The 20,352-nt window shown below is 61.9% G+C and carries 21 protein-coding genes; 12 read left to right on the top strand and 9 right to left on the bottom strand.

Annotation, left to right across the window (positions count from 1 at the left end):
* Window position 1: 1 nt before the first annotated feature.
* Both ABFY71_RS03490 and ABFY71_RS03485 read right to left on the bottom strand, forming a co-directional pair.
* Entirely contained in the window at window positions 2-829 is an 828-nt protein-coding gene (locus ABFY71_RS03490) for a shikimate dehydrogenase (RefSeq protein WP_347944700.1), read from the bottom strand.
* Window positions 826-1,419 (bottom strand): Maf family protein, encoded by a 594-nt coding sequence (locus tag ABFY71_RS03485; RefSeq protein ID WP_347944699.1) that lies wholly within the window; start codon window positions 1,417-1,419, stop codon window positions 826-828. The genes ABFY71_RS03490 and ABFY71_RS03485 overlap by 4 nt, the downstream gene beginning before the upstream one ends.
* Window positions 1,420-1,858: 439 nt before the next feature.
* On the opposite strand from ABFY71_RS03485, the gene hemE reads away from it, so the two are divergent.
* The 8 genes from hemE to ABFY71_RS03445 all read left to right on the top strand — a co-directional run bounded on the left by hemE (window position 1,859) and on the right by ABFY71_RS03445 (window position 10,501).
* Window positions 1,859-2,884, top strand: a complete 1,026-nt coding sequence (gene hemE / locus ABFY71_RS03480) for a uroporphyrinogen decarboxylase (protein WP_347944698.1) — start codon at window positions 1,859-1,861, stop codon at window positions 2,882-2,884.
* 30 nt (window positions 2,885-2,914) lie between these two features.
* On the top strand, window positions 2,915-3,340 hold the full coding sequence (hemJ, locus tag ABFY71_RS03475) for a protoporphyrinogen oxidase HemJ (protein WP_347944697.1): 426 nt from the start codon (window positions 2,915-2,917) through the stop codon (window positions 3,338-3,340).
* Between the two features lie 251 nt (window positions 3,341-3,591).
* Window positions 3,592-4,857 (top strand): transcription termination factor Rho, encoded by a 1,266-nt coding sequence (gene rho / locus ABFY71_RS03470; RefSeq protein ID WP_347944696.1) that lies wholly within the window; start codon window positions 3,592-3,594, stop codon window positions 4,855-4,857.
* Window positions 4,858-4,908: 51 nt separating this feature from the next.
* A complete protein-coding gene (gene mnmE, locus ABFY71_RS03465; RefSeq protein ID WP_431021501.1) occupies window positions 4,909-6,201 on the top strand; it encodes a tRNA uridine-5-carboxymethylaminomethyl(34) synthesis GTPase MnmE in 1,293 nt (430 codons plus the stop codon).
* Window positions 6,202-6,283: 82 nt separating this feature from the next.
* Entirely contained in the window at window positions 6,284-8,146 is a 1,863-nt protein-coding gene (gene mnmG, locus ABFY71_RS03460; protein ID WP_347944695.1) for a tRNA uridine-5-carboxymethylaminomethyl(34) synthesis enzyme MnmG, read from the top strand.
* Complete coding sequence (gene rsmG, locus ABFY71_RS03455) at window positions 8,146-8,793, top strand: 16S rRNA (guanine(527)-N(7))-methyltransferase RsmG (RefSeq protein ID WP_347944694.1); 648 nt, start codon at window positions 8,146-8,148, stop codon at window positions 8,791-8,793. The genes mnmG and rsmG overlap by 1 nt, the downstream gene beginning before the upstream one ends.
* Window positions 8,794-8,817: 24 nt before the next feature.
* The gene (locus ABFY71_RS03450; protein WP_305579374.1) at window positions 8,818-9,618 is read left to right on the top strand and encodes a ParA family protein; all 801 of its coding nucleotides are present in this window, start codon (window positions 8,818-8,820) and stop codon (window positions 9,616-9,618) included.
* A 10-nt stretch (window positions 9,619-9,628) separates the two neighbouring features.
* Window positions 9,629-10,501, top strand: coding sequence for a ParB/RepB/Spo0J family partition protein (locus ABFY71_RS03445; protein WP_305579375.1), 873 nt, complete (start codon window positions 9,629-9,631; stop codon window positions 10,499-10,501).
* Between the two features lie 91 nt (window positions 10,502-10,592).
* On the opposite strand, the gene holA is transcribed toward ABFY71_RS03445, so the two are convergent.
* Genes holA through leuS form a run of 3 tightly spaced genes read right to left on the bottom strand, consistent with a single transcriptional unit; the run spans window position 10,593 to window position 14,726 of the window.
* Window positions 10,593-11,615: a DNA polymerase III subunit delta gene (gene holA / locus ABFY71_RS03440; RefSeq protein WP_347944693.1), complete on the bottom strand. Its 1,023-nt coding sequence runs from the start codon at window positions 11,613-11,615 to the stop codon at window positions 10,593-10,595.
* Window positions 11,615-12,121, bottom strand: a complete 507-nt coding sequence (locus ABFY71_RS03435) for a hypothetical protein (protein WP_347944692.1) — start codon at window positions 12,119-12,121, stop codon at window positions 11,615-11,617. Before ABFY71_RS03435 ends, holA begins: the two co-directional genes overlap by 1 nt.
* On the bottom strand, window positions 12,108-14,726 hold the full coding sequence (gene leuS, locus ABFY71_RS03430) for a leucine--tRNA ligase (protein ID WP_347944691.1): 2,619 nt from the start codon (window positions 14,724-14,726) through the stop codon (window positions 12,108-12,110). The genes ABFY71_RS03435 and leuS overlap by 14 nt, the downstream gene beginning before the upstream one ends.
* A 130-nt stretch (window positions 14,727-14,856) precedes the next feature.
* On the opposite strand from leuS, the gene ABFY71_RS03425 reads away from it, so the two are divergent.
* The 3 genes from ABFY71_RS03425 (at window position 14,857) to ABFY71_RS03415 (ending at window position 16,958) form a co-directional block, all read left to right on the top strand.
* The gene (locus ABFY71_RS03425) at window positions 14,857-15,534 is read left to right on the top strand and encodes a YggS family pyridoxal phosphate-dependent enzyme (protein ID WP_347944690.1); all 678 of its coding nucleotides are present in this window, start codon (window positions 14,857-14,859) and stop codon (window positions 15,532-15,534) included.
* Between the two features lie 161 nt (window positions 15,535-15,695).
* Window positions 15,696-16,379, top strand: a complete 684-nt coding sequence (locus ABFY71_RS03420; RefSeq protein WP_347944689.1) for a response regulator transcription factor — start codon at window positions 15,696-15,698, stop codon at window positions 16,377-16,379.
* A gap of 114 nt (window positions 16,380-16,493) precedes the next feature.
* On the top strand, window positions 16,494-16,958 hold the full coding sequence (locus tag ABFY71_RS03415; RefSeq protein WP_347944688.1) for a cyclic nucleotide-binding domain-containing protein: 465 nt from the start codon (window positions 16,494-16,496) through the stop codon (window positions 16,956-16,958).
* Here ABFY71_RS03415 and ABFY71_RS03410 read toward each other — a convergent pair.
* The 4 genes from ABFY71_RS03410 to rimM form a co-directional block, all read right to left on the bottom strand.
* Complete coding sequence (locus ABFY71_RS03410) at window positions 16,955-17,767, bottom strand: exodeoxyribonuclease III (RefSeq protein WP_347944687.1); 813 nt, start codon at window positions 17,765-17,767, stop codon at window positions 16,955-16,957. The genes ABFY71_RS03415 and ABFY71_RS03410 overlap by 4 nt on opposite strands.
* Window positions 17,768-17,951: 184 nt before the next feature.
* A complete protein-coding gene (rplS, locus tag ABFY71_RS03405; RefSeq protein ID WP_305579383.1) occupies window positions 17,952-18,506 on the bottom strand; it encodes a 50S ribosomal protein L19 in 555 nt (184 codons plus the stop codon).
* Window positions 18,507-18,695: 189 nt separating this feature from the next.
* On the bottom strand, window positions 18,696-19,388 hold the full coding sequence (gene trmD / locus ABFY71_RS03400) for a tRNA (guanosine(37)-N1)-methyltransferase TrmD (protein WP_347944686.1): 693 nt from the start codon (window positions 19,386-19,388) through the stop codon (window positions 18,696-18,698).
* Window positions 19,385-19,924 (bottom strand): ribosome maturation factor RimM, encoded by a 540-nt coding sequence (rimM, locus tag ABFY71_RS03395; RefSeq protein WP_347944685.1) that lies wholly within the window; start codon window positions 19,922-19,924, stop codon window positions 19,385-19,387. Before rimM ends, trmD begins: the two co-directional genes overlap by 4 nt.
* A gap of 116 nt (window positions 19,925-20,040) precedes the next feature.
* On the opposite strand from rimM, the gene ABFY71_RS03390 reads away from it, so the two are divergent.
* On the top strand, window positions 20,041-20,340 hold the full coding sequence (locus tag ABFY71_RS03390) for a hypothetical protein (protein WP_305579386.1): 300 nt from the start codon (window positions 20,041-20,043) through the stop codon (window positions 20,338-20,340).
* Window positions 20,341-20,352: the final 12 nt, after the last annotated feature.

Here is a 20,352-nt window from a genome sequence, read left to right as displayed (position 1 = left end):
CTCAAGGCTCCAGCGATGCTTCAACAACGCGGCGCAAGGCGGGCGTCACCTGCGGGGTTACGCCAAACCAGGCGGCAAAGCCCAGTACCGCCTGATGCAGCAACATGCCCAGACCATCAACAGTACGCAGGCCGCGCGCCTTGGCGTCGGCCAGCAAGGGGGTCAACAGAGGCACATAGACGATATCGGTGACCAGGGCATTGTCGGGCAATCGGCCGAGGTCAAAGCCCTCAAAGCGCGTGCCATGCAGGCCAATGGAGGTGGTGTTGACCACGAGGCCCGCCGCTGGCGCCAGCGCATTGAAATCGCTCAGGGCACCGGGCGTGATAGCGCCGCCAATGTCGGCGGCCAGGCTTTCGGCCGTGGCGAGGGTGCGATTGAGCAGGTGCACCGGGATCTGGCGGTTCTGCAGCGCGACCAGTATGGCCCGTGCGGCGCCGCCGGCACCCAGCACGATGGTGGGTTGAGCCGATCGCTCCCACTGCGGCGCACCGGCATCAAGATTACCCAGAAAGCCCAGATAGTCGGTATTGCTGCCCAGGACCTTGCCGTCGCGCACCACCAGCGTATTGACCGCCCCTATGGTGCGCGCCAGCGGGTCGACCTCATCACACAGCGCAAAGACTGCCTGCTTGTGTGGAATGGTCACATTGCCGCCGGCAAATTCGCCGCTGCGCAACCGATCAAAAAATGCCGGCAGGGCGTCGGGCGGCACATCGATGGGCTCGTAGCTGCCATCAATGCCATGTTCGGCCAGCCAGGTGCGATGGATCAGCGGCGAGCGTGAGTGATTGATCGGATGGCCGATGACAAAGGCTTTGATCGTCACCTGAGCGTCTCGGGCGCAATGGCGCGCAGGGCAGCCAGTAGCGGTAAAAGCGGCAGGCCCAGAATGGTGAAATAGTCGCCGACGACCTTTTCGAACAGGTGAATGGACGGACCTTCGAGGCGATAGCCGCCAACCGAGCCGAAGATGGCGTCGCCCTCCCGGTCCAGGACGTCATCGCGCTCGCTCGGCGTGAAGTCGCGCATGGTGAGCTCGGCCGTCTGAATATCGGACCAGAGCACGCTATCGTGACGCACCAGGGTCACCGCTGCATGCAGGCGATGGGTCTTGCCGCGCAAATGCTCGAGCTGGGCGGCGGCATCGGCGCGATCTACCGGCTTGTGCAGCAACGTGGTGCCCAGGCTCAAGGTCTGATCGGCGCCAATGACAAGAGCACCGGGATGATTGCGGGCCACCGCTTCAGCCTTGTGCCGGGCCAGTAACAGGGCCACGTCGCGCCCGTCGCCGCCAGCGGCAACAGCATCGGATTCCAGCGTCCGCTCGTCGATGCTGGCGGGGACGGTGACAAAACTCAATCCGGCCTGCTGCAGCAGGGCTTTGCGGGTGTTACTCTGTGAGGCGAGGATCAACATGGAGACATGTTTTCCACACTGTCATGCACAGCTCAAGCCCAAGCTGTGACAATGACTCATGACTTTGACCAAAGGGCAAACTTGTTCGACCTGGTTACCAAATTGTTAACACGCCGACTTCGAGCCCCGGCGCGGCAGGCCTTGCATAGCTCTGGGGATAACCCGGTCAGGCGGCCACCGGCTTACCAAGCGGTTGTACACATGGCGCAGCGAATCATTGACTCCGGAGTCGGCCTGTTAAGCTTTCGTTAAGGAGTGTTAAGGACCGGTTACCACCAGCCCGCCGCGACGGTGTTAACATAGTGTTAACCATCACGCTGCGCGCTTGTGCCACGAGCCATGGTGATTGTGGAAGCGCGTGAATTGCCGCAAAACACCGTCATGATAATACAAATACGAAGTCAGAAAGACTCTTTAGGGGTTTTGGAAGGAGTCAAACGTGACCGGTAAACCTTTGCTCGACACCGTGCTTGGCCAGCGTCAGGCACGGCCACCCATCTGGATCATGCGCCAGGCGGGACGCTATCTGCCTGAGTACCGGCAGACCCGGATCAAGGCCAAGAGCTTTCTCGAACTCTGCTACAATCCAGAGCTGGCGATTGAAGTATCACTGCAGCCCCTGCGCCGGTTCGATCTCGATGCAGCGATCATGTTCTCCGATATTCTGGTGATCCCCGACGCACTCGGCCAGAAAGTCCGCTTTGAACAAGGCGAAGGACCGATCCTGGATCCGGTGGATCAAACCAGCATTGCGTCGTTGCAGCCGGAGCGCGCCCTCGATCATCTGGCGCCAGTGTTGGAGACCCTTAAGGGACTCAAAGCGGCGCTGGCACCTGAAAAGACCCTGATCGGCTTCTGTGGTTCTCCCTGGACGGTGGCGACCTATATGATCGGCGGTCGGGGCTCGACCGATCAGGCGGCGGCGCGATTGTTCGCGGTGCGGTACCCCGAAGCCTTTGCGCAGCTGATGGATATTCTGGTGCAGACCAGTATCGACTATCTGGTGGCCCAGTTCGCCGCCGGCGCCGATGTGGTGCAATTGTTTGAAAGCTGGGCGCTTAATCTGGACGATGCCGCTTTTGACGAGCGGGTGATCGAACCCAATCGACGGATTGTCGAGGGGGTGCGGGCCAGGGTGCCCAATGCGCCGATCATCGGCTTTCCACGGGGTGCGGCGGGCAATCTGGCGCGCTATGCGGCAGCAACCGGGGTCAATGCGCTGGGGCTTGATTATGCGACGCCGCTGGATTTTGCCAGCAAGCAGCTGCCAAAGGACTTGCCGGTGCAGGGCAATCTTGATCCGCTGCGCCTGGTGGTCGGCGGGGCGCAGATGGATGCCCGTGTGGACAGGATTATCGACGCGTTCAGCGATCGACCGCACATTTTCAATCTGGGACATGGCATTGTGCCGGAGACCCCGATTGAGCATGTGGCGCAGCTGATTGACCGGGTCAAGAACGGCTAGAGCCTTGCAACTGCTGAGGAGTTTTCGGTGATGGAATGGGTCAAGGCGGCGCATGTGCTCTCGGTAATCGCCTGGATGGCGGGGCTGCTCTATCTGCCGCGGCTGTTTGTCTATCACGCCGGGGTGGCCGTGGGTTCGGAGGCGTCCGAGACCTTCAAGACCATGGAACGCAAGCTCTATCGCGGCATCACCACCCCGGCGATGATCGCCAGCTGGATCTTTGGCCTGTGGCTGGCCTTTGGCTATGGCCTGGTGGACTTTTCGCAGGGCTGGATGTGGGTCAAGGCGCTGAGTGTGATCGTGCTGACCGGCGTGCAAGGGTTCTATGGTTCGCTGCGCCGGGCATTTGCCGAAGACCGCAACAGGCGCAGCCATAAATTCTTCCGGGCAATCAACGAAATTCCGTTCGTGCTGGCGATCATCATCGTCATCATGGTGATCGTAAAACCGTTCTAGGCGATTGCCGTTCCAGCATTGCCGGGCTCTCGGAGAATCGCGCCGCTGCTGCGGTTTTGGTCTGGCCCTGTTGCTGTTTCACGTGAATCTGCGCTTTGGATGGCGGTTCATCCTTGAAACGGCGCCCGGATCGCGTTATGTGGCGTGCAACGCATCCCATTCACAAGCCGACCCGCCCGGGTCGCTGCGCGGTGCCTACCCCTCCCAGATCGACTACACGTCCAGATTTCCCTCAAGGGTTTATCGATTACATGCAGAATATGAAGCTCAGCGAGCTCAAGGCCAAATCTCCGGCCGAATTGCTGGTGTTCGCCGAAGAACACGAGGTCGAGAACGCCTCGACCATGCGCAAACAGGAATTGATGTTTGCCATCCTCAAGGAACTGGCCGCCCAGGAAGTGGACATCACCGGCGAAGGCGTCGTTGAGATCCTGCCGGACGGTTTTGGTTTTCTGCGTTCGCCGGATGCCAATTATCTGCCGGGTCCCGACGACATCTATGTCAGTCCCAGCCAGATCCGGCGCTTCGGACTGCGCACCGGTGACACGGTCGAAGGCCAGATTCGCTCGCCCAAGGATGGCGAACGCTATTTCGCCCTGCTCAAGGTCAACACCATCAATTTCGAAAATCCTGAGGCGGTCCGCCACAAGGTCAATTTCGACAATCTGACGCCGCTCTACCCCGAAGAACGCCTGCGCATGGAAATGCCCGATCCGACGATCAAGGATCGTTCGGCACGGCTGCTCGATCTGGTGGCGCCGCTCGGCAAGGGTCAGCGCGCCTTGATTGTTGCTCCGCCACGTACCGGTAAGACGGTACTGTTGCAGAATATCGCACAATCGATCGCTGCCAATCACCCCGAATGCTATTTGATCGTGTTGTTGATTGACGAACGGCCCGAAGAAGTGACCGATATGCAGCGCTCGGTGCGTGGCGAAGTCATTTCCTCGACCTTTGACGAACCCGCCAGCCGCCACGTGCAGGTTGCCGAAATGGTGATCGAAAAGGCCAAGCGCTTGGTCGAGCACAAGCACGACGTGGTGATCCTGCTCGATTCGATCACGCGTCTCGGCCGCGCCTACAACACTGTTGTCCCGTCATCGGGCAAGGTGCTGACCGGTGGTGTTGACGCCAATGCCTTGCAGCGCCCCAAGCGCTTTTTCGGTGCCGCCCGCAATATCGAGGATGGCGGCTCGCTGACCATCATTTCGACGGCGCTGATCGACACCGGTTCGCGCATGGACGAAGTGATCTTTGAAGAGTTCAAGGGTACCGGCAACTCGGAAATCATTCTCGATCGCAAGGTTGCCGACAAGCGCATCTTCCCGGCCATCGACATCACCAAGTCGGGCACGCGCAAGGAAGAGCTGCTGATCGAGCCCGACATCCTCAAGAAGATGTATGTGCTGCGCCGCATCCTCAATCCAATGGGGACGATCGACGCCATGGAGTTCCTGATGGACAAGGTCCGTCAGACCAAGACGAATTCCGACTTCTTCGATTCGATGAACACTTAGAACTATGGGCGCGCCGCTGTTTGCTGCCGCCCGTATTTCGGCCTGATCGAGATGCGATCGGGCGATACCATTGTGGCGCTTTCCTCCGGGACACCGCCGTCCGGTGTCGCCGTGATCCGGCTGTCCGGACCCAGAGTCCCAGAGATCCTGCAGGCCGTATGCGGCGGCGTTCCAGAGCCACGGCGCCTGGTTCTGCGCCCGATTGGCCAGGATTCGCTGCTTGATCGTGGCCTGGTGGCCTATTTCCCGGCGCCCCACAGTTTTACCGGCGAAGACTGTGCCGAATTGCAGGTGCACGGCTCACCCGCCGGCGTCCGCGCCATTCTGCGCCTGCTGACAAAACTGGGCGCGCGGCTGGCAGAGGCGGGCGAATTCACGCGGCGCGCCTTTGAAAACGGCAAGCTCGATCTGGTGGAAATCGAAGGACTGGGCGACCTGCTGGATGCCGAGACCGAGAATCAGCGCAGGCAGGCGCTGGCCCGCTTTGAAGGCGGCTTGAGCCAGCGCATCGACGCCTGGCGCCACCAATTGCTTGATCTGCGCGCGGAAATCGAGGCCCGGTTGGACTTTTCCGATGAAGGCGACGTTGCCGACGCACTGCCGGACAGCTTTGGCGACAATATTCTGGAACTACAGGCCGATATTGCCGCAGCCCTGGCCTCAGCCGAGTATGGCCGGATTGTGCGCGAGGGCATCAGGGTAGCGCTGGCCGGCGCTCCCAATGCCGGCAAGTCCAGTCTGCTCAACGCGCTGGCCCGATCCGATATTGCCATTGTTACCGACGAGGCAGGGACGACGCGCGACGTGCGCGAAGTGCCGCTTGATATCAACGGGCAACTCTATGTGTTGCTCGATCTGGCCGGGTTGCGGGATGCCGACAGCAAGGCCGAGGCCGAGGGCGTGCGGCGGGCCCGGTTGGCCATCGAGCAGGCCGACATTGTGCTGTGGCTGAGTGCGCCAGATATTGCCGAAGAAGATGACGCATTGCGGCGCAAGGCCAGTCTGCGTATTGGCACCAAGGGCGATCTTGGCCCGAGCGGGGACTTCGATCTGACAGTTTCCGCCCGCAGCGGTAGTGGCCTTGATGCGCTGCTGGCGGCAATTGAGCGTCTGGGGCAGGAGCTTGCCAGCGGCGAACCAGCTCTGATCAGTCGCGAACGGGATCGCCTGGCGCTGGCGGCAGCGATAGCAGCGTTGACAGCGGCCCAGCAACAATTGGCGGCGCCGGAGCTGGCCGCGGAGAGCCTGCGCATTGCCTCGCAGGCCCTGGAACGGCTGATTGGCCGGATCGACGCCGAGCGCGTGCTGGACCGGCTGTTTGCCAGTTTCTGCATCGGCAAATGATTCACGTGAAACAGTGTTGTGGCCGCGCGGAATTGATTCACGTGAAACATTGGCCTATTGAGCGCGTCTGGAGATCAGAGCCATGACTGACTATGCAGTGATCGTCGTTGGCGGCGGGCACGCTGGCTGTGAGGCGGCGGCGGCCGCCGCGCGCCTGGGTGTTCCGACCGCCTTGATCACCCACAAGATCGCGACAATCGGCGAGATGAGCTGCAATCCGGCCATTGGCGGGCTCGGCAAGGGCCACCTGGTGCGCGAGATCGACGCGCTGGACGGGTTGATGGGGCATGTCGCCGACGCTGCCGGCATCCAGTTCCGCGTGCTCAATCGCCGCAAGGGTCCCGCCGTTCGCGGCCCGCGGGCCCAGGCGGATCGCCAGCTCTATCGCAAGGCCATGCAGGTCGCCATTGCCGGGCAGAGCAATCTTGACGTCATCGAAGGCGAGGTCGACGATATCGAGGTGACCGATGGCGTGGTCAGTGGCGTGCGCCTGCTGGACGGCAGGCGGTTCGGCAGCAAGGCGGTGGTGCTGACCACCGGCACCTTCCTGCGCGGTCTCATTCACAGTGGCGATCACAGCTATCCCGCTGGCCGCCTTGGCGAAAAGCCCGTTCTGGGTCTGTCTACGCGGCTTGAGACGCTTGGCCTGACGCTGGGACGCCTCAAGACGGGGACGCCGGCGCGCCTCGACCGTGACAGCATCAATTATGCCGTGCTCGAGGAGCAGCCGGGGGACAATCCGCCTGAGCCTTTTTCCGCGCTGACCACGGCCATCACCACGCGGCAGGTGCCGTGTCATATCACCCGCACAACGGCGGCAACCCACGCGATCATCGCGGCCAATGTGCACCGCTCGGCGATGTATTCGGGGCGCATCCAGAGCCGGGGACCGCGCTATTGCCCGTCCATCGAGGACAAGATTGTTCGCTTTGCCGACCGCGACAGCCACCAGATTTTCCTCGAGCCCGAAGGGCAGAATGACCAGACCGTCTATCCCAATGGCGTGTCGACGTCGCTGCCGGCGGAAGTGCAGGACGAGTTCCTGCGTACCATGCCCGGGCTGGAGAATGTCCGCATCATCCAGCACGGCTACGCCATCGAGTATGACTATGTCGATCCGCGCGAGCTGCGGGCCACGCTGGAGCTGAAGCGGCAGCCGGGGCTTTATCTGGCGGGCCAGATCAATGGCACGACGGGCTATGAAGAGGCCGGGGCACAAGGCCTGCTGGCCGGCGCCAATGCGGCACTGGCAGCGTTGGGCCGCGATGTGCTGGTGCTGTCGCGCACCGAGAGTTATCTCGGCGTGATGATTGATGATCTGGTGACCAGGGGGGTCAGTGAGCCCTACCGCATGTTCACCTCGCGCGCCGAGTTCCGGCTGCATCTGCGCGCCGATAACGCCGACCAGCGGCTGACACCGCTGGGGGTGGCTACTGGCCTGGTAGGACCACAACGCCGGGCGCAGTTCGGGGAAAAATCGGCTGCGCTGGGGCAGGGCAGAAGTCTGCTGGGCAGCTTGACGGTCACACCCAATGTGGCGCGCAAGGCGGGGATCGCCGTCAACGAGGACGGCAAGTCACGGTCAGCGTTTGATCTGTTGTCCTATCCGGATGTGGGTATTGCCGATGTGACGCGCCTGTGGCCGCAGCTTGCCGCGTTGAGCGCCCCCGTGATCGAGCAATTGATGGTTGACGCGCAATATGCGGTCTATCTGGAGCGGCAACGCGATGATATCGCCGCGGTGCGGCGCGATGAGCAGAAGCCGATTCCCGACGGCATCGACTATGCGGCCATTCCGGGTCTGTCGATGGAACTGCGCCAGAAACTGCAGCAGTTCCGGCCGCAGACCATCGCCCAGGCCCAGGCCATGGACGGCATGACCCCAGCTGCCGTTACCCTGCTGCTGGCGGTGATTCGTCGCGGCGAACTGCGCAAGGCCAGTTAATGAACAACTATGCTGCCATTGCGCCCTACGCGCCTTACTTCACCCGGCCCCTCGACGCCGTGGCCGCCGATCTGGAATCCTATGCTGCTTTGCTGCGAAAATGGCAGGCAGTGCAGAATCTTGTTTCACGTGAAACACTCGATGAGGTCTGGACTCGGCATTTTGCCGATAGTCTGCAGGTGTTGAAGCTGCTGCATGGCGACGATCAGTCCTTTCTGGATATTGGCAGCGGCGGCGGCTTGCCGGCGATTCCATTGGCTATTGCGCTCAAGGGCTCGAATCGCCACTTCACGCTGATCGAGCCCAACGGCCGCAAGGTCAGCTTTCTGCGCACAGTGGCGCGCGAGCTCGGGCTGTTGATCACGGTGGAAGGCCGCCGCAGCGATCAGGTTGATTCACGTGAAACACCGGCACCGGACGTCATTACCTGCCGCGCCCTGGCATCCCTGCCGCAGCTTTGCAGCTGGATGGCGCCGTTCGCGACCCCAAAAACCCGGGCGATTCTGCACAAAGGGGGGGAACATGTTGAAGAAGTCGCGGAAACGCTTACGCGCTGGGATGTTAACGTGGTATCAACACCTAGTGACACTGATCGAAGCGGTGTCCTGCTTACGCTCACAAATTTTAGCGCGAAATCAGTAAGTTAGCGGCGAACGAGCTGGAGGCCGATAGTGGCGCCCCGTATCCTGACACTGGCCAATCAAAAAGGTGGCGTGGGTAAGACCACGACCGCCATCAACCTGGCGACCGCCCTGGCGGCGGTGGGCGAGCGCGTGCTGATTGTGGACATTGATCCGCAAGGCAATGCCTCGACCGGGCTGGGCATTTCACGCAATGACCGCGACGTCTCCTCCTATGATCTGCTGGTCGGTGAAGCGACCGTCGCTGAGGCGGCGATCATGACCAGCGTTCCCAATGTGGCCATCGTCCCCTCGACCATGGACCTGTTGGGCGTGGAGTTGACGATTGCCGAGCATGGCGACCGTGCCTTCAAACTGCGCAATGCCTTCAAGCAGATGGGCGATCTGACCATCAATGACAAGCCGGTCAGCTATATCCTGATCGACTGTCCACCCTCGCTCAACCTGCTGACAGTCAATTCACTGGTGGCCGCCGATGCGGTGCTGGTGCCGCTGCAGTGCGAGTTTTTTGCGCTCGAAGGGCTCAGCCAGTTGCTGCAGACCATCGAGCAGATCCGGTCGACGCTTAATCCGGGCCTGTCGATCCAGGGCGTGGTGATGACCATGTTCGACAAGCGCAATAATCTGAGCGAACAGGTGCTCAACGACGTGCGCCATGAAATGGGTGCGCTGGTTTATGACACCGTCATTCCGCGCAATGTGCGCTTGTCGGAGGCGCCGTCCTATGGCAAGCCCGCTTTGCTGTATGATTTGAAATGTGCCGGCAGCCAGGCCTATCTGCGGCTGGCGACCGAAGTGATCCGCCGTGAGCGGCAGCTCAACGCGGCATAGGAGCCCGTCCATGAACGAAAAACCCACACGTCTTGGCCGCGGGCTGGCCGCCCTGATTGGCGACATGGCTATTGTTGAGGGCGCCCGCGTCACCGAATCGGGTGGCGTCAAGCGCCTGGCGGTGGATTTCATCATTGCCAACCGCGCCAATCCGCGGCGCACGTTCAATGATGAGCAGCTTGAGGAGTTGACCAACTCGATCCGCGAAAAGGGCGTGATGCAGCCCTTGCTGGTGCGGCCGAGTCAGGATCCCAATATATTCGAGCTGATCGCGGGCGAGCGGCGCTGGCGCGCTGCGCAGCGCGCCGGCCTGCATGACGTGCCGGTGATCGTGCGCGATGTGGACGACAAGGAAGCGCTCGAGCTTGCCATCATCGAGAATGTGCAGCGCGCCGACCTTAATCCGCTGGAAGAGGCCATGGGCTATGGTCAGTTGATCGAGCAGTTCGACTATACCCAGCAGGATCTGGCCCAGGTGATCGGCAAGAGCCGCTCGCATGTGGCCAATACGCTGCGCCTGCTGCGCCTGCCCGAGGATGTGCGCGAAATGGTGGCCAGCGGCACGCTGACCGCCGGCCATGCCCGCACGCTGATCACCGCCGAGGACCCTGCCACGCTGGCGCGCCAGATTGTGGCGGGTGGTCTATCGGTGCGCGATGCCGAGGCGCTGAGCCAGCAGCGTGATATCGCCGGCACCAAAAAGCCGAGTGGCGCGGGCAGCGAACGCGATGCGGATACGGTGGCGCTGGAACGCCGTCTGTCCGATGCGCTGGGGCTGTCAGTGTCGCTGGCGCATGGCGAGCGTGGTGGCAAGCTGGAAATCCGCTACAAGACGCTGGAACAGCTCGATGGCATCTGTCTCAAGCTGACCGGCACCAACTGATCATCACGCATCGTCGGACGCGGTGAGCCTTTAATCGCTGTCTGGGGTGATTTGCTGTGGCTGCGTTTCACGTGAAACGCTGCCGGCGCACTCAATGGGCGGCCGCCATCATGCAGATCGCCAGCAAGGCGCGTCGCAGGCCTGCATCCGCCAGAGCGGGGCGGCGTCTGGTGTCGCCCGTGGTCTGCAGAATGCGGGCGCTGGCGGTGGCCAGGGCATTGTCCGACCATAGCCGCAATTGCTGCTCAAGGGCACCGGCGCGGGAGAAGTGCGGCTTGGGCCGCTGCCCGTCGAGCACAGCGCGCGGCGTCTTGCCGGCGTCGACTTCGGTGCGCCAGCGCCGCAGATTGGCAAAGTGAATGGTGGACATCGCCAGGAGGCGCTGCGGGTCAACGCCAGAGGACAGGGCGCGATTGAGTGCCAGTTCCAGCTTTTCGGCATGTCCCCCGGCGGCGGCGTCGATAATGGCGTCAATCACCATCATGCCGTTGTCAGCGCACAGCAGGAGCACGTCTTCATGGGTCAGTTGCTTGCTGGTTGCCGCGTAAAGGCTGAGCTTTTCCAGTTCGCGGCGGGTGATTTCGCGGTCATTGCCGAGAATTTCGCGCAGGAGCGCCACCACATCGGCGTCGACGCGAATGCCCTGCTGGTTGAAGGTCTCGCGAATAAGGGTCTGCAGCGCTTCGTCGCTGTCGGGATAGCAGGGCAGGGCCCGGCCGTTCCTGGCGGCTTCCACCAGGGCGCGCAGGGCGTCTCTGGGAGGGAGATTGCCGGCTTCAAGCACGATGGCCGCGCCCTGCAGGTTGTCGCGTAGTTCGGTCAGCGTCATCACCAGCGATTTGCCAGCGCCGCGCACCCGCACAATGCGTTTGCCGCCAAACAGCGAAATGGTCTTGGCTTCGACAGCCAGAATGGAGGGATCGGCGTCGACCGTCGCGCCATCGAGTGTAACGATGCTGGCCGCGTCGGGGTCGTCGCCGCTCAGCTTGCGAATCAGCCGCTGCGCGGTCTCGCGGACCAGGCCGGCGTCGGGCCCATAGGCGAGAAAGATACCGTCGGCGATATCGGGACGCGTGACAAAGCGCGCCACCTCATGGGCCTTGAGCGCCGTCATCAGCGGCTCAGCGCTGCCAGCAGGGCCAGTCGCAGTGATTCGGCCGCACTCCTGGCGGCGCGCTCGGCCGCATTCTCGGCGGCGGCATTGTCTGCCATCACCTGGCCTGAGCGCGTGTAGTCCGCGGTGGCGCTGCGGGTGAAGCTTCTGGGCGGGGTATCGCTGCCATCGCGCGCGGTGATCGTCAGTGTGGCGGTGACGGTGACCATGAGTGGCTTGGCCGGGTTGGTGGTGGGTGTCACCATCATCTCCGCAGCGCTGCCGATGGCGCTGACGGTCACCAGAGGCGCGGTTTGACTATCGGAGCGGCCGAAGCGCAGCGCCAGTTCCTGATAGATGATCTGCTGCAGCCGGCTGGTGGGCTTGGCATAGGCCAGGTTGAGGCCCGGTTGGGCGGCCAGAGTGCCGCTATAGACCGGCGAAAAGCTGCAGGCGCCGAGGGCGACGGGCAGGCTCAGCATAATTCCGGCCAGTACCGAGTGACGGAGCGCTTTAGACCACGACATTGACGATCCTGTCCGGGACGATGACAATCTTCTTGGGAGCCTTGCCGTCCAGCATGCGGACAATCTCGTCCATAGACAAGACCAGTTTCTCGACTTCGGCGGCCGCCATGCCCTTGGCAAGGGTAATTTCGCCGCGGCGCTTGCCATTGACCTGGATCGGCAGGGTTACCTCGTCGTCAACCAGCATGACCGGATCAACCTCCGGCCAGCGGGCGTCGGCCACAAGGCCGGGCTGACCCAGCGCTTCCCAGCAGGTTTCCGCCAGGTGGGGCATCATCGGGGCGATCAGCTGGATCAGGTGGGTAACACCCAGTTCCAGCGCGGCCAGGCGGCTGGCCGGGGCCACGGCGCAGATGCCGGACGCGCGCACCAGGGCATTGGTCAGCTCATAGATCTGGGCGACGGCGCGGTTGAAGCGCAGGCCCTCGATCTCGTTGCCGACATTGTGCACGGCGCGGTGAATGACCTTGCGCAGCGCCAGGCCTTCATTGTCGTCTTTTTCACGAACAACACCAGAAGACTGTTTGATGATTTCGATGGTGTCGCCCACCAGACGCCAGATGCGTTGCTGGAAGCGACTGGCCCCCTCGACGCCCGATTCAGTCCACTGCACATCGCGCTCCGGGGGGGAGTCCGACAGCATGAACCAGCGCGCGGTATCGGCGCCATAGGTAGCGACGATCTCGTCGGGATCGATGACGTTCTTCTTGGATTTGCTCATCTTTTCGATCGAGCCGATGGTGATCGGGGCGCCCGATTTCAAATGCCGGGCGCGACGCCCTTCGCCAAACGTCTCCACCGCCACGTCGACCGGGGCGACCCAGTCGCCCGTGGGTGACTTATAGGTTTCGTGGGTTACCATGCCCTGGGTGAACAGGCCCTTGAACGGCTCGTCGAGCCCGACATGGCCGGTCGCCTTCATGGCGCGGGTAAAGTAGCGCGAATACAGCAGATGCAGGATCGCGTGCTCGACACCGCCAATATACTGGTCCACCGGCAGCCAGCGATTGGCGATCGCGGGCACGGTCGGGGTGGCGGCATGCGGTGCGGTAAAGCGCGTGTAATACCAGGACGAATCGACAAATGTGTCCATGGTGTCGGTCTCACGCCGCGCCTCGCCGCCGCATTGCGGACAGCTCACATGCTTCCAGCTCGGGTGGTGGTCCAGCGCATTGCCGGGCTTGTCGAAGCTGACATCCTCGGGCAGCACGACGGGCAGGTCCTTTTTGGGCACGGGCAGCGTGCCGCAGACCTCGCAATGGATCACCGGAATGGGACATCCCCAATAGCGCTGGCGTGACACGCCCCAGTCGCGCAGGCGGTAGTTGATCTCGACCTTGCCTTGCGGCTGGCCATCAACCGTGCGGGCCGCAAAATGGCTGGCTGCCGCCTGCTTGGCCGCATCAATGCTCAAACCATCGAGAAAGCCGGAATTGAAGATGGTGCCAGCATCGGTAAAGGCCTCGTTGGTCACCGCAAAACTGTCCGCATTGGCGTCGGGCGGCAGAACGACCGGCTTGACCGGCAAATCATAGCGGCGCGCAAAGTCCAGGTCGCGCTGGTCATGTGCCGGGCAGCCGAAAATTGCGCCCGTGCCATAATCCATCAGCACAAAATTGGCGACATAGACCGGCAGGGTGGCGCCCTCGATCGCTGGATGCTGGACCTGCAGTCCCGTGAAAACGCCCTTTTTCTCGGCCTTTTCCAGGGTTTCGGTGGCCGTGCCTTGGGCATGACACTCGGCAATGAAGTCGGTCAGCGCCGCATTGGCGCTGGCCAGCTGGGTCGTCAGCGGATGGTCCGCTGACAGGGCGATAAACGAGGCGCCAAAAATGGTGTCAGGCCTGGTGGTGAACACCTCAATGGCTGTCGCGTCGGTGCCCTTGCTGTCGACCAGGGCAAATTTCAGGCGCAGGCCTTCGGATTTGCCGATCCAGTTGCGCTGCATGGTGCGCACTTTTTCGGGCCACTCGGTCAGCGTGTCGAGGCCGGCCAGCAGATCCTCGGCCATGTCTGAAATCTTGAAGAACCACTGCGTCAGCTCGCGCTGTTCCACCGGGGCGCCGGAGCGCCAGCCCCTGCCGTCAATGACCTGCTCATTGGCCAGCACGGTCATGTCGATGGGGTCCCAATTGACCTTGGACTGCTTGCGGGTGACCAGGCCTGCTGCCATCATGTCGATGAACATGGCCTGCTGATGCTGGTAATATTGGGGTTCGCAGGTGGCGATCTCGCGGGTCCAGTCGATCGCCAGACCCATGGATTGCAGCTGGGCCTTCATCGAGGCGATATTGGCCCGGGTCCAGGTACCCGGATGGGTCTTGTTCTCGATGGCGGCGTTTTCAGCCGGCAGGCCAAAGGCATCCCAGCCCATGGGATGCAGCACATTCTTGCCCCTGGCGCGATGGTAGCGCGCCACCACATCGCCCATGGAATAATTGCGCACATGGCCCATGTGAATGCGTCCCGACGGGTAGGGGAACATTTCGAGGACGTAATAGGGCTCGCGCGGGTCATCATCGCTGGTGACAAAGCTCTTGGCCTGATCCCAGACCTGTTGCCATTTGGGTTCCATTTCGCGCGGATTGTAGCGTTCGACGCTCACTTAACTCGTCCTTGGGTCACTGTCGCCAGGCGCGCGGGAAAGTCCGGAGCGGCTTGCGTTTATAGGGGATTTTGTCTACCGGACCATCACCAGAAATACCCCGCTAGGTCAACAGCAACAGGGCCAAAGCATGTCAGCCAATGCCGTCAGCAAACTCGCCGCCATCCAGGAACGGATCGCCAAGGCCCAGGAACGCTTTGGCCCACCGCCCGACCAGGTGACGCTGGTGGCGGTGTCCAAGACCTTCCCGGCGGCCGAGATCGCGCCGTTTCTGGATGCCGGACAACGCGTGTTCGGCGAAAACCGGGTGCAGGAGGCCAAGGAAAAGTGGCCGGCCCTGCGCGAGCGCTACGGCGATATCGAACTGCATCTGATCGGGCCGCTGCAGACCAACAAGGCGCGCGAAGCGGTGGCGTTGTTTGACGTCATCGAAACGGTCGACCGCGAGAAACTGGCCGGCATGCTGGCAGCCGAAATGCAGCGCGCCGGGCGAAGGCTTGCCTGCTTCGTGCAGGTCAATATCGGGCTCGAGGCGCAGAAAGCCGGCATTGCCCCGGCGGAAACCGTCGCCTTTGTCGAGCGCTGCCGGGCCGAACATGGGCTCGATATCGTGGGGCTGATGTGCATTCCTCCCGACGGCGTGCCGCCGGGCCCCTATTTCGCCCAGATGGTGTCCCTGGGGCGGGCCGCCGGTGTTGGCAAACTGTCGATGGGCATGAGCGGCGATTTCGAGATTGCCATCGGGATGGGCGCCACCCATGTGCGGATCGGTTCGGCGCTGTTTGGCCATCGCCCGGCCCCGGTTTAGCCGGCAGCCGGGAAATTATCGCTTCGCGAAAGGGTTGGGTGCAACTTCTCCGGGGCCGCGTTCGTTGTTGTTATCTATAACGCCGTTGTGATTGGCAGGCCAAAAACCGGTCGCATTAGTGTGACCGTTCGGCAGGTCGGTGCAAAAGACTGGAGATATCAATGAACAAGCGACGCATCCTGCTGGTAGATGATGATGCAGACCTGCGGCAAACTCTGGTCGAGCAACTGCAAGCCCATCCAGAATTCGACATTCTGCAGGCCGGTACGGCCAATGATGCGATCAAGTCGACGCGGGAAAACAATATTGACCTGACCATCCTCGATGTCGGTCTGCCCGATATGGATGGCCGCGAGGTCGTCAAAATGCTGCGGGCGGAAGGCTATAACAGTCCTATTCTGATGCTCACCGGGCATGACAGCGACGCCGACCAGATCCGCGGGCTCGATTCTGGCGCCAATGATTACCTGACCAAGCCGTTCCGCTTCCCGGTGCTGCTGGCGCGGATCAACTCGGCCCTGCGACAGCACGACCAGAGCGAGGACGTGGTGTTCACCATCGGCCCCTACAGCTTCCAGCCATCGGCGAAGCTGATGGAGACCAAGGACGGCAACAAGGTGCGGCTGACCGACAAGGAAACGTCCATCTTGAAGTATCTCTATCGTCAGGGCCCCAAGACGATCTCCCGCGATATCCTGCTCAAGGAGGTTTGGGGCTACAATAACCGGGTCACCACCCATACGCTGGAGACCCATATTTACCGCCTGCGCCAGAAGATCGAGCGGGACCCCTCCAATGCCCGCCTGCTGGTCACCGAAGAGGGCGGCTACCGCCTGGTGGCCTGAAAGCCGTGGATGGCGGCGCGCAAACGCAAAATCGGGTATAAAAGCGCGCCAAATGCCCTATAGGATGGCAAGACTCTGCTGTGGCGGAGTCAAACTGCTTTCGGATTGGGGCTTATGATCAGGGACGAGGCGGACGCCGCTTTGGCGCAGGCCGAATTTTTCGACATCTGCGACGAGCAGCAGCGCCGCCTGTTGGCGTTTGCTGGCGATCGCCGACATTTCGAGCCCGACGCGGTCATTTACCAGGACGGCGACACGCCGCAGGGCGCCTATGTGCTGATTTCGGGCACACTGAAGGCCAAGCCAGCAGGCAAGGGAGCCAACAAGCCCTACGCCATCTCCGAGCCGGGTAGCGTGGTGTCAGCAATGGCCCTGATCCTGGACAAGCCGCGGCAGGTGACCTTCACCGCGGTTACCGACTGCGACATGCTGTTCGTACCCCGTCAGGCCTTCCTCAAGCTGGTGCAGCAATCGCCCGACCTGGCGCAGCGGGCGGTTGAGCGTATCGAGCGCGATCTGGGCAGCTATCTCGGGGCGATCGAGCCCATCGGCCGCCGGATGCGGGCCAACGAGACCTAGACGCCGGCGAAACGGGCGATGACGGGCACGTGGTCGCTGGGCTTTTCGGTCCAGCCGCGCGCCGGCCGGATGATTTCAGCACCAATGCAGTGCGCGGCAACATCGCCGGTCGACCAGATATGGTCGAGCCGCCGGCCACGATCGGACGTTTCCCAATCCTTGCCGCGATAGCTCCACCAGGAATAGAGCTTCTGGTCGTGCGGCAGGTGCTTGCGCACCAGATCAGTCCAGCCATGACCGCCATTGAGAATGGCGTCGAGGGTTTGGGTCTCGAGCGGGGTGTGGCTGACGACCTTGAGCAGCTGCTTGTGGCTCCAGACGTCATTCTCGTGCGGCGCGATATTGAAGTCGCCGGCAATCAGATGGCCACGCGAAAATGCCGGCTCCTGAAACCAGCTGGTCAACTCGTTGAGGAAGCCCATCTTGTGCTTGAATTTGGGGTTGATGGCGACATCCGGCTCGTCGCCACCGGCGGGAATGTAGAAATTGTGCACGGTGAGCGGGCCGCGCCCGAAATCGAGCACCGCCGAGACATGGCGCGATTCCTCGATTTCGCAGAACACGCGGCTGGAGATGTCGGTCAGCGGGAATTTCGAGATGGTGGCGACGCCGTGATAGCCCTTCTGGCCATGCACGGCCTGATGGGGGTAGCCGGCATCAGCAAAGGCCTTGGCCGGAAACTGGTCATTGGTGCACTTGATCTCCTGCAGCATCAGCACGTCGGGCTGATAATGGGCAAGAAAATCGAGCACCATGGGCAGGCGCAACCGAACCGAGTTGATGTTCCAGGTGACGATCGAGACGGTCATGGCGGGCCTTTGATGCAAGCGGAGCCTTCTTATCGCGGAGGCGTGCGGCGAGGTAAAGCCGGAATTGGCCCGGTCATGGCGAAGGTTTCACGTGAATCGGCGACGGCCAAACAGCAAAAAGCCCGACGCCTTGCGGGGTCGGGCTTCCAGATTTTGCGTCACGCCAGAGTGGCGATGGGCGAGCCTATTCGGCCTTTGGCTCAGCGCTTGCTTCTGCGGCGGCGGCGGCCTCAGCGGCAGCTGCCGTCTCGGCGGCTGCAGCGGCTGCGGCTGCTGCGTCCTTGGTAGCCTGGGCAGCTGCGATCTTCTCGGCTTCGCGGGCTTCCTTGGCAGCGAGAGCTGCTGAACGCTCGGTTGCCTCGATCTTCTTGGTACGCGAATTGGTCGATTCGACGATACGGGCCGATTTGCCGCGACGATCGCGCAGGTAATACAGCTTGGCGCGACGGACCTTGCCGCGCTTGAGAACTTCAACCGACGCTACGTTGGGGGAGTGGAGCGGGAATACGCGCTCAACGCCTTCGCCGTAGGACAGCTTGCGCACGGTAAAGGATTCCATCAGGCCGCCGCCATTGATGGCGATCACGACGCCTTCATAGGCCTGCAGACGTTCCTTGGCGCCTTCAGTGATACGGACCCACACCTTGACGGTGTCGCCGTGGGTAAATTCGGGAAGCTGACGCTTTTCAGCGATGGCTGCCATCTGCTCGGCTTCGAGCTGCTGGATGATGTTGGACATGTCGATTCCGTTCTGAATCTTTTCAAAGGAGCGTTTATTCGGACCTTGCAGCCCGATCGCCCGGTCTTGGTTGGTAACGGAGTTTGGTCGTCTTTTTATTGGTGCGCACCAGGTCCGATCAGCCCGACACGCAGATAGTGGCGCGGCTATAGGCGAAAACCGCCCCAGAGTCTAGAGATTGGCGGCGTTTTATGGCTTGGGCGGGGCCAGAAGATCGGGGCGGCGCAATTTGGTCAATGCCAGGCTCTGTTCAGCGCGCCATTTGGCAATCTTGCCGTGATCGCCCGAGGTGAGCACCGGCGGAATCTCGCGGCCTTCAAAACTCTGGGGGCGGGTAAACTGGGGGTATTCGAGCTGGCCATTCTCAAAGCTCTCATCGGCATGGCTGTCGGCGCCGCCCAGCACGCCGGGGATCAGCCGTACTACTGCTTCGAGCAGCACCATGGCGGCCACTTCGCCGCCGGCCAGCACATAATCACCGATGGAGATTTCCTCCAGCGCACGGGCGTCGATAACGCGCTGGTCGACGCCTTCAAAGCGGCCGCAGACGATCACCGCGCCAGGACCCAGGGCCAGTTGACGCGCACGCTGCTGCGTCAGTGGCTTGCCACGCGGCGACATCAGGATGCGGGGGCGGGGATCGCCCTGCGGGGACACGTCATCAATCGCCCGGGCCAGGACATCGGCTTTGAGCACCATGCCGGCGCCGCCACCCGAGGGGGTATCGTCAACCGTGTGGTGGCGATCAGTGGCGAAGTCGCGCAATTGGGTGGCGTGCAGTGCCCACAGGCCGTCGGCCAGGCCACGGCCCAGTACCGAGGCCCCGAGGGGGCCCGGAAACAGTTCGGGGAAGAGCGTGATGATCGATGCGGAAAAACTCAATCGGCCTCTTCCTCACCTTCGGGGGCATCGAGTGGTACGTCGATGACGAGATAGCCCTGGTCGATATGGATGGTGGGCACGACTGCCTTGGTGAAGGGATAGAGGAAGGTGTCGCCGCTATTGGGGTCGCGGACTTCGATGAGATCGCCAGCGCCAAAATTGGGCAGGGCGGAAACCTGGCCGATGATCTGTCCCGATTGCAGCCGGGCCTCAAGGCCGATCAGGTCGGCGTGATAGAAGTCGTCGGCGTCATCGGGCTCGGGCAGGCGGCTGCGATCGACATAGAGTTTGACGCCATTGAGCGTCTCGGCGGTATTGCGATCAGCAATGCCCTTGATGTGAGCAACGACTACATTCTTGTGCAGGCGCAATTTGTCGATGGTGATCGTCAGGTCCTCTCGATCGGTGTCGAGCGGGCCGTAGCTGCCGATGGCCAGCGGGTCCTCGGTATGCGCCGCGATCCGGACGGCGCCCTTGATGCCATGCGCGGCGCCGATCTGGCCCAGCAGGATGCGATTGGTGTTCTGGGTGGTCATGGCAGCTCCGAGCGGTCTAAGGTGCTCTTAGCAGGCAAAGCGCGGATTGGGAATTGCCGCGCAACCCACCGCAGACTAAGCGTTTGCCGGGTTACATCAGACAAGGAAACGATTCGATGGCCAAGATTTTGACTGACCAAAACGATATTCGCCAGTGGGTCGCAGCGCGTGGTGGCAGTCCTATGGCGATGGAAACGCCCGACGGTACCGGGACGCGGACGCTGCTGCAGCTGACCTTTGGTCAATACGAGATCAACACCGACGGCAATCAGGGTCCTGACCGGCTTGGCGGATTTCAGCTGGTGAGCTGGGATGAATGGTTTGCCGCGCTCGACGCCAATAATCTGGCCCTGCGCGTTTCCGATGATCCGTCTGGAGGCAATGAGGCAGAATTCGAGTTTGTCGAAAAAGTCTAAAATTTGGATCGA

The sequence above is a fragment of the Devosia alba genome (genome assembly GCF_039938915.1).
In the GTDB taxonomy this organism is placed as follows: domain Bacteria; phylum Pseudomonadota; class Alphaproteobacteria; order Rhizobiales; family Devosiaceae; genus Devosia; species Devosia alba.
The sequence above is the reverse complement of the archived record's forward strand: the minus strand, read 5'-3'. Positions and strand labels throughout refer to the sequence as shown.

Bases quoted from the DNA above. Each gene is read 5' to 3' on its own strand.
- ABFY71_RS03485 (WP_347944699.1), bottom strand. From the start codon at position 1,419: ATGTTGATCCTCGCCTCACAGAGTAACACCCGCAAAGCCCTGCTGCAG.
- hemJ (WP_347944697.1), top strand. From the start codon at position 2,915: ATGGAATGGGTCAAGGCGGCGCATGTGCTCTCGGTAATCGCCTGGATG.
- rho (WP_347944696.1), top strand. From the start codon at position 3,592: ATGCAGAATATGAAGCTCAGCGAGCTCAAGGCCAAATCTCCGGCCGAA.
- mnmE (WP_431021501.1), top strand. From the start codon at position 4,909: ATGCGATCGGGCGATACCATTGTGGCGCTTTCCTCCGGGACACCGCCG.
- mnmG (WP_347944695.1), top strand. From the start codon at position 6,284: ATGACTGACTATGCAGTGATCGTCGTTGGCGGCGGGCACGCTGGCTGT.
- rsmG (WP_347944694.1), top strand. From the start codon at position 8,146: ATGAACAACTATGCTGCCATTGCGCCCTACGCGCCTTACTTCACCCGG.
- ABFY71_RS03445 (WP_305579375.1), top strand. From the start codon at position 9,629: ATGAACGAAAAACCCACACGTCTTGGCCGCGGGCTGGCCGCCCTGATT.
- holA (WP_347944693.1), bottom strand. From the start codon at position 11,615: ATGACGGCGCTCAAGGCCCATGAGGTGGCGCGCTTTGTCACGCGTCCC.
- ABFY71_RS03435 (WP_347944692.1), bottom strand. From the start codon at position 12,121: ATGTCGTGGTCTAAAGCGCTCCGTCACTCGGTACTGGCCGGAATTATG.
- ABFY71_RS03425 (WP_347944690.1), top strand. From the start codon at position 14,857: ATGTCAGCCAATGCCGTCAGCAAACTCGCCGCCATCCAGGAACGGATC.
- ABFY71_RS03420 (WP_347944689.1), top strand. From the start codon at position 15,696: ATGAACAAGCGACGCATCCTGCTGGTAGATGATGATGCAGACCTGCGG.
- ABFY71_RS03415 (WP_347944688.1), top strand. From the start codon at position 16,494: ATGATCAGGGACGAGGCGGACGCCGCTTTGGCGCAGGCCGAATTTTTC.
- ABFY71_RS03410 (WP_347944687.1), bottom strand. From the start codon at position 17,767: ATGACCGTCTCGATCGTCACCTGGAACATCAACTCGGTTCGGTTGCGC.
- rplS (WP_305579383.1), bottom strand. From the start codon at position 18,506: ATGTCCAACATCATCCAGCAGCTCGAAGCCGAGCAGATGGCAGCCATC.
- rimM (WP_347944685.1), bottom strand. From the start codon at position 19,924: ATGACCACCCAGAACACCAATCGCATCCTGCTGGGCCAGATCGGCGCC.
- ABFY71_RS03390 (WP_305579386.1), top strand. From the start codon at position 20,041: ATGGCCAAGATTTTGACTGACCAAAACGATATTCGCCAGTGGGTCGCA.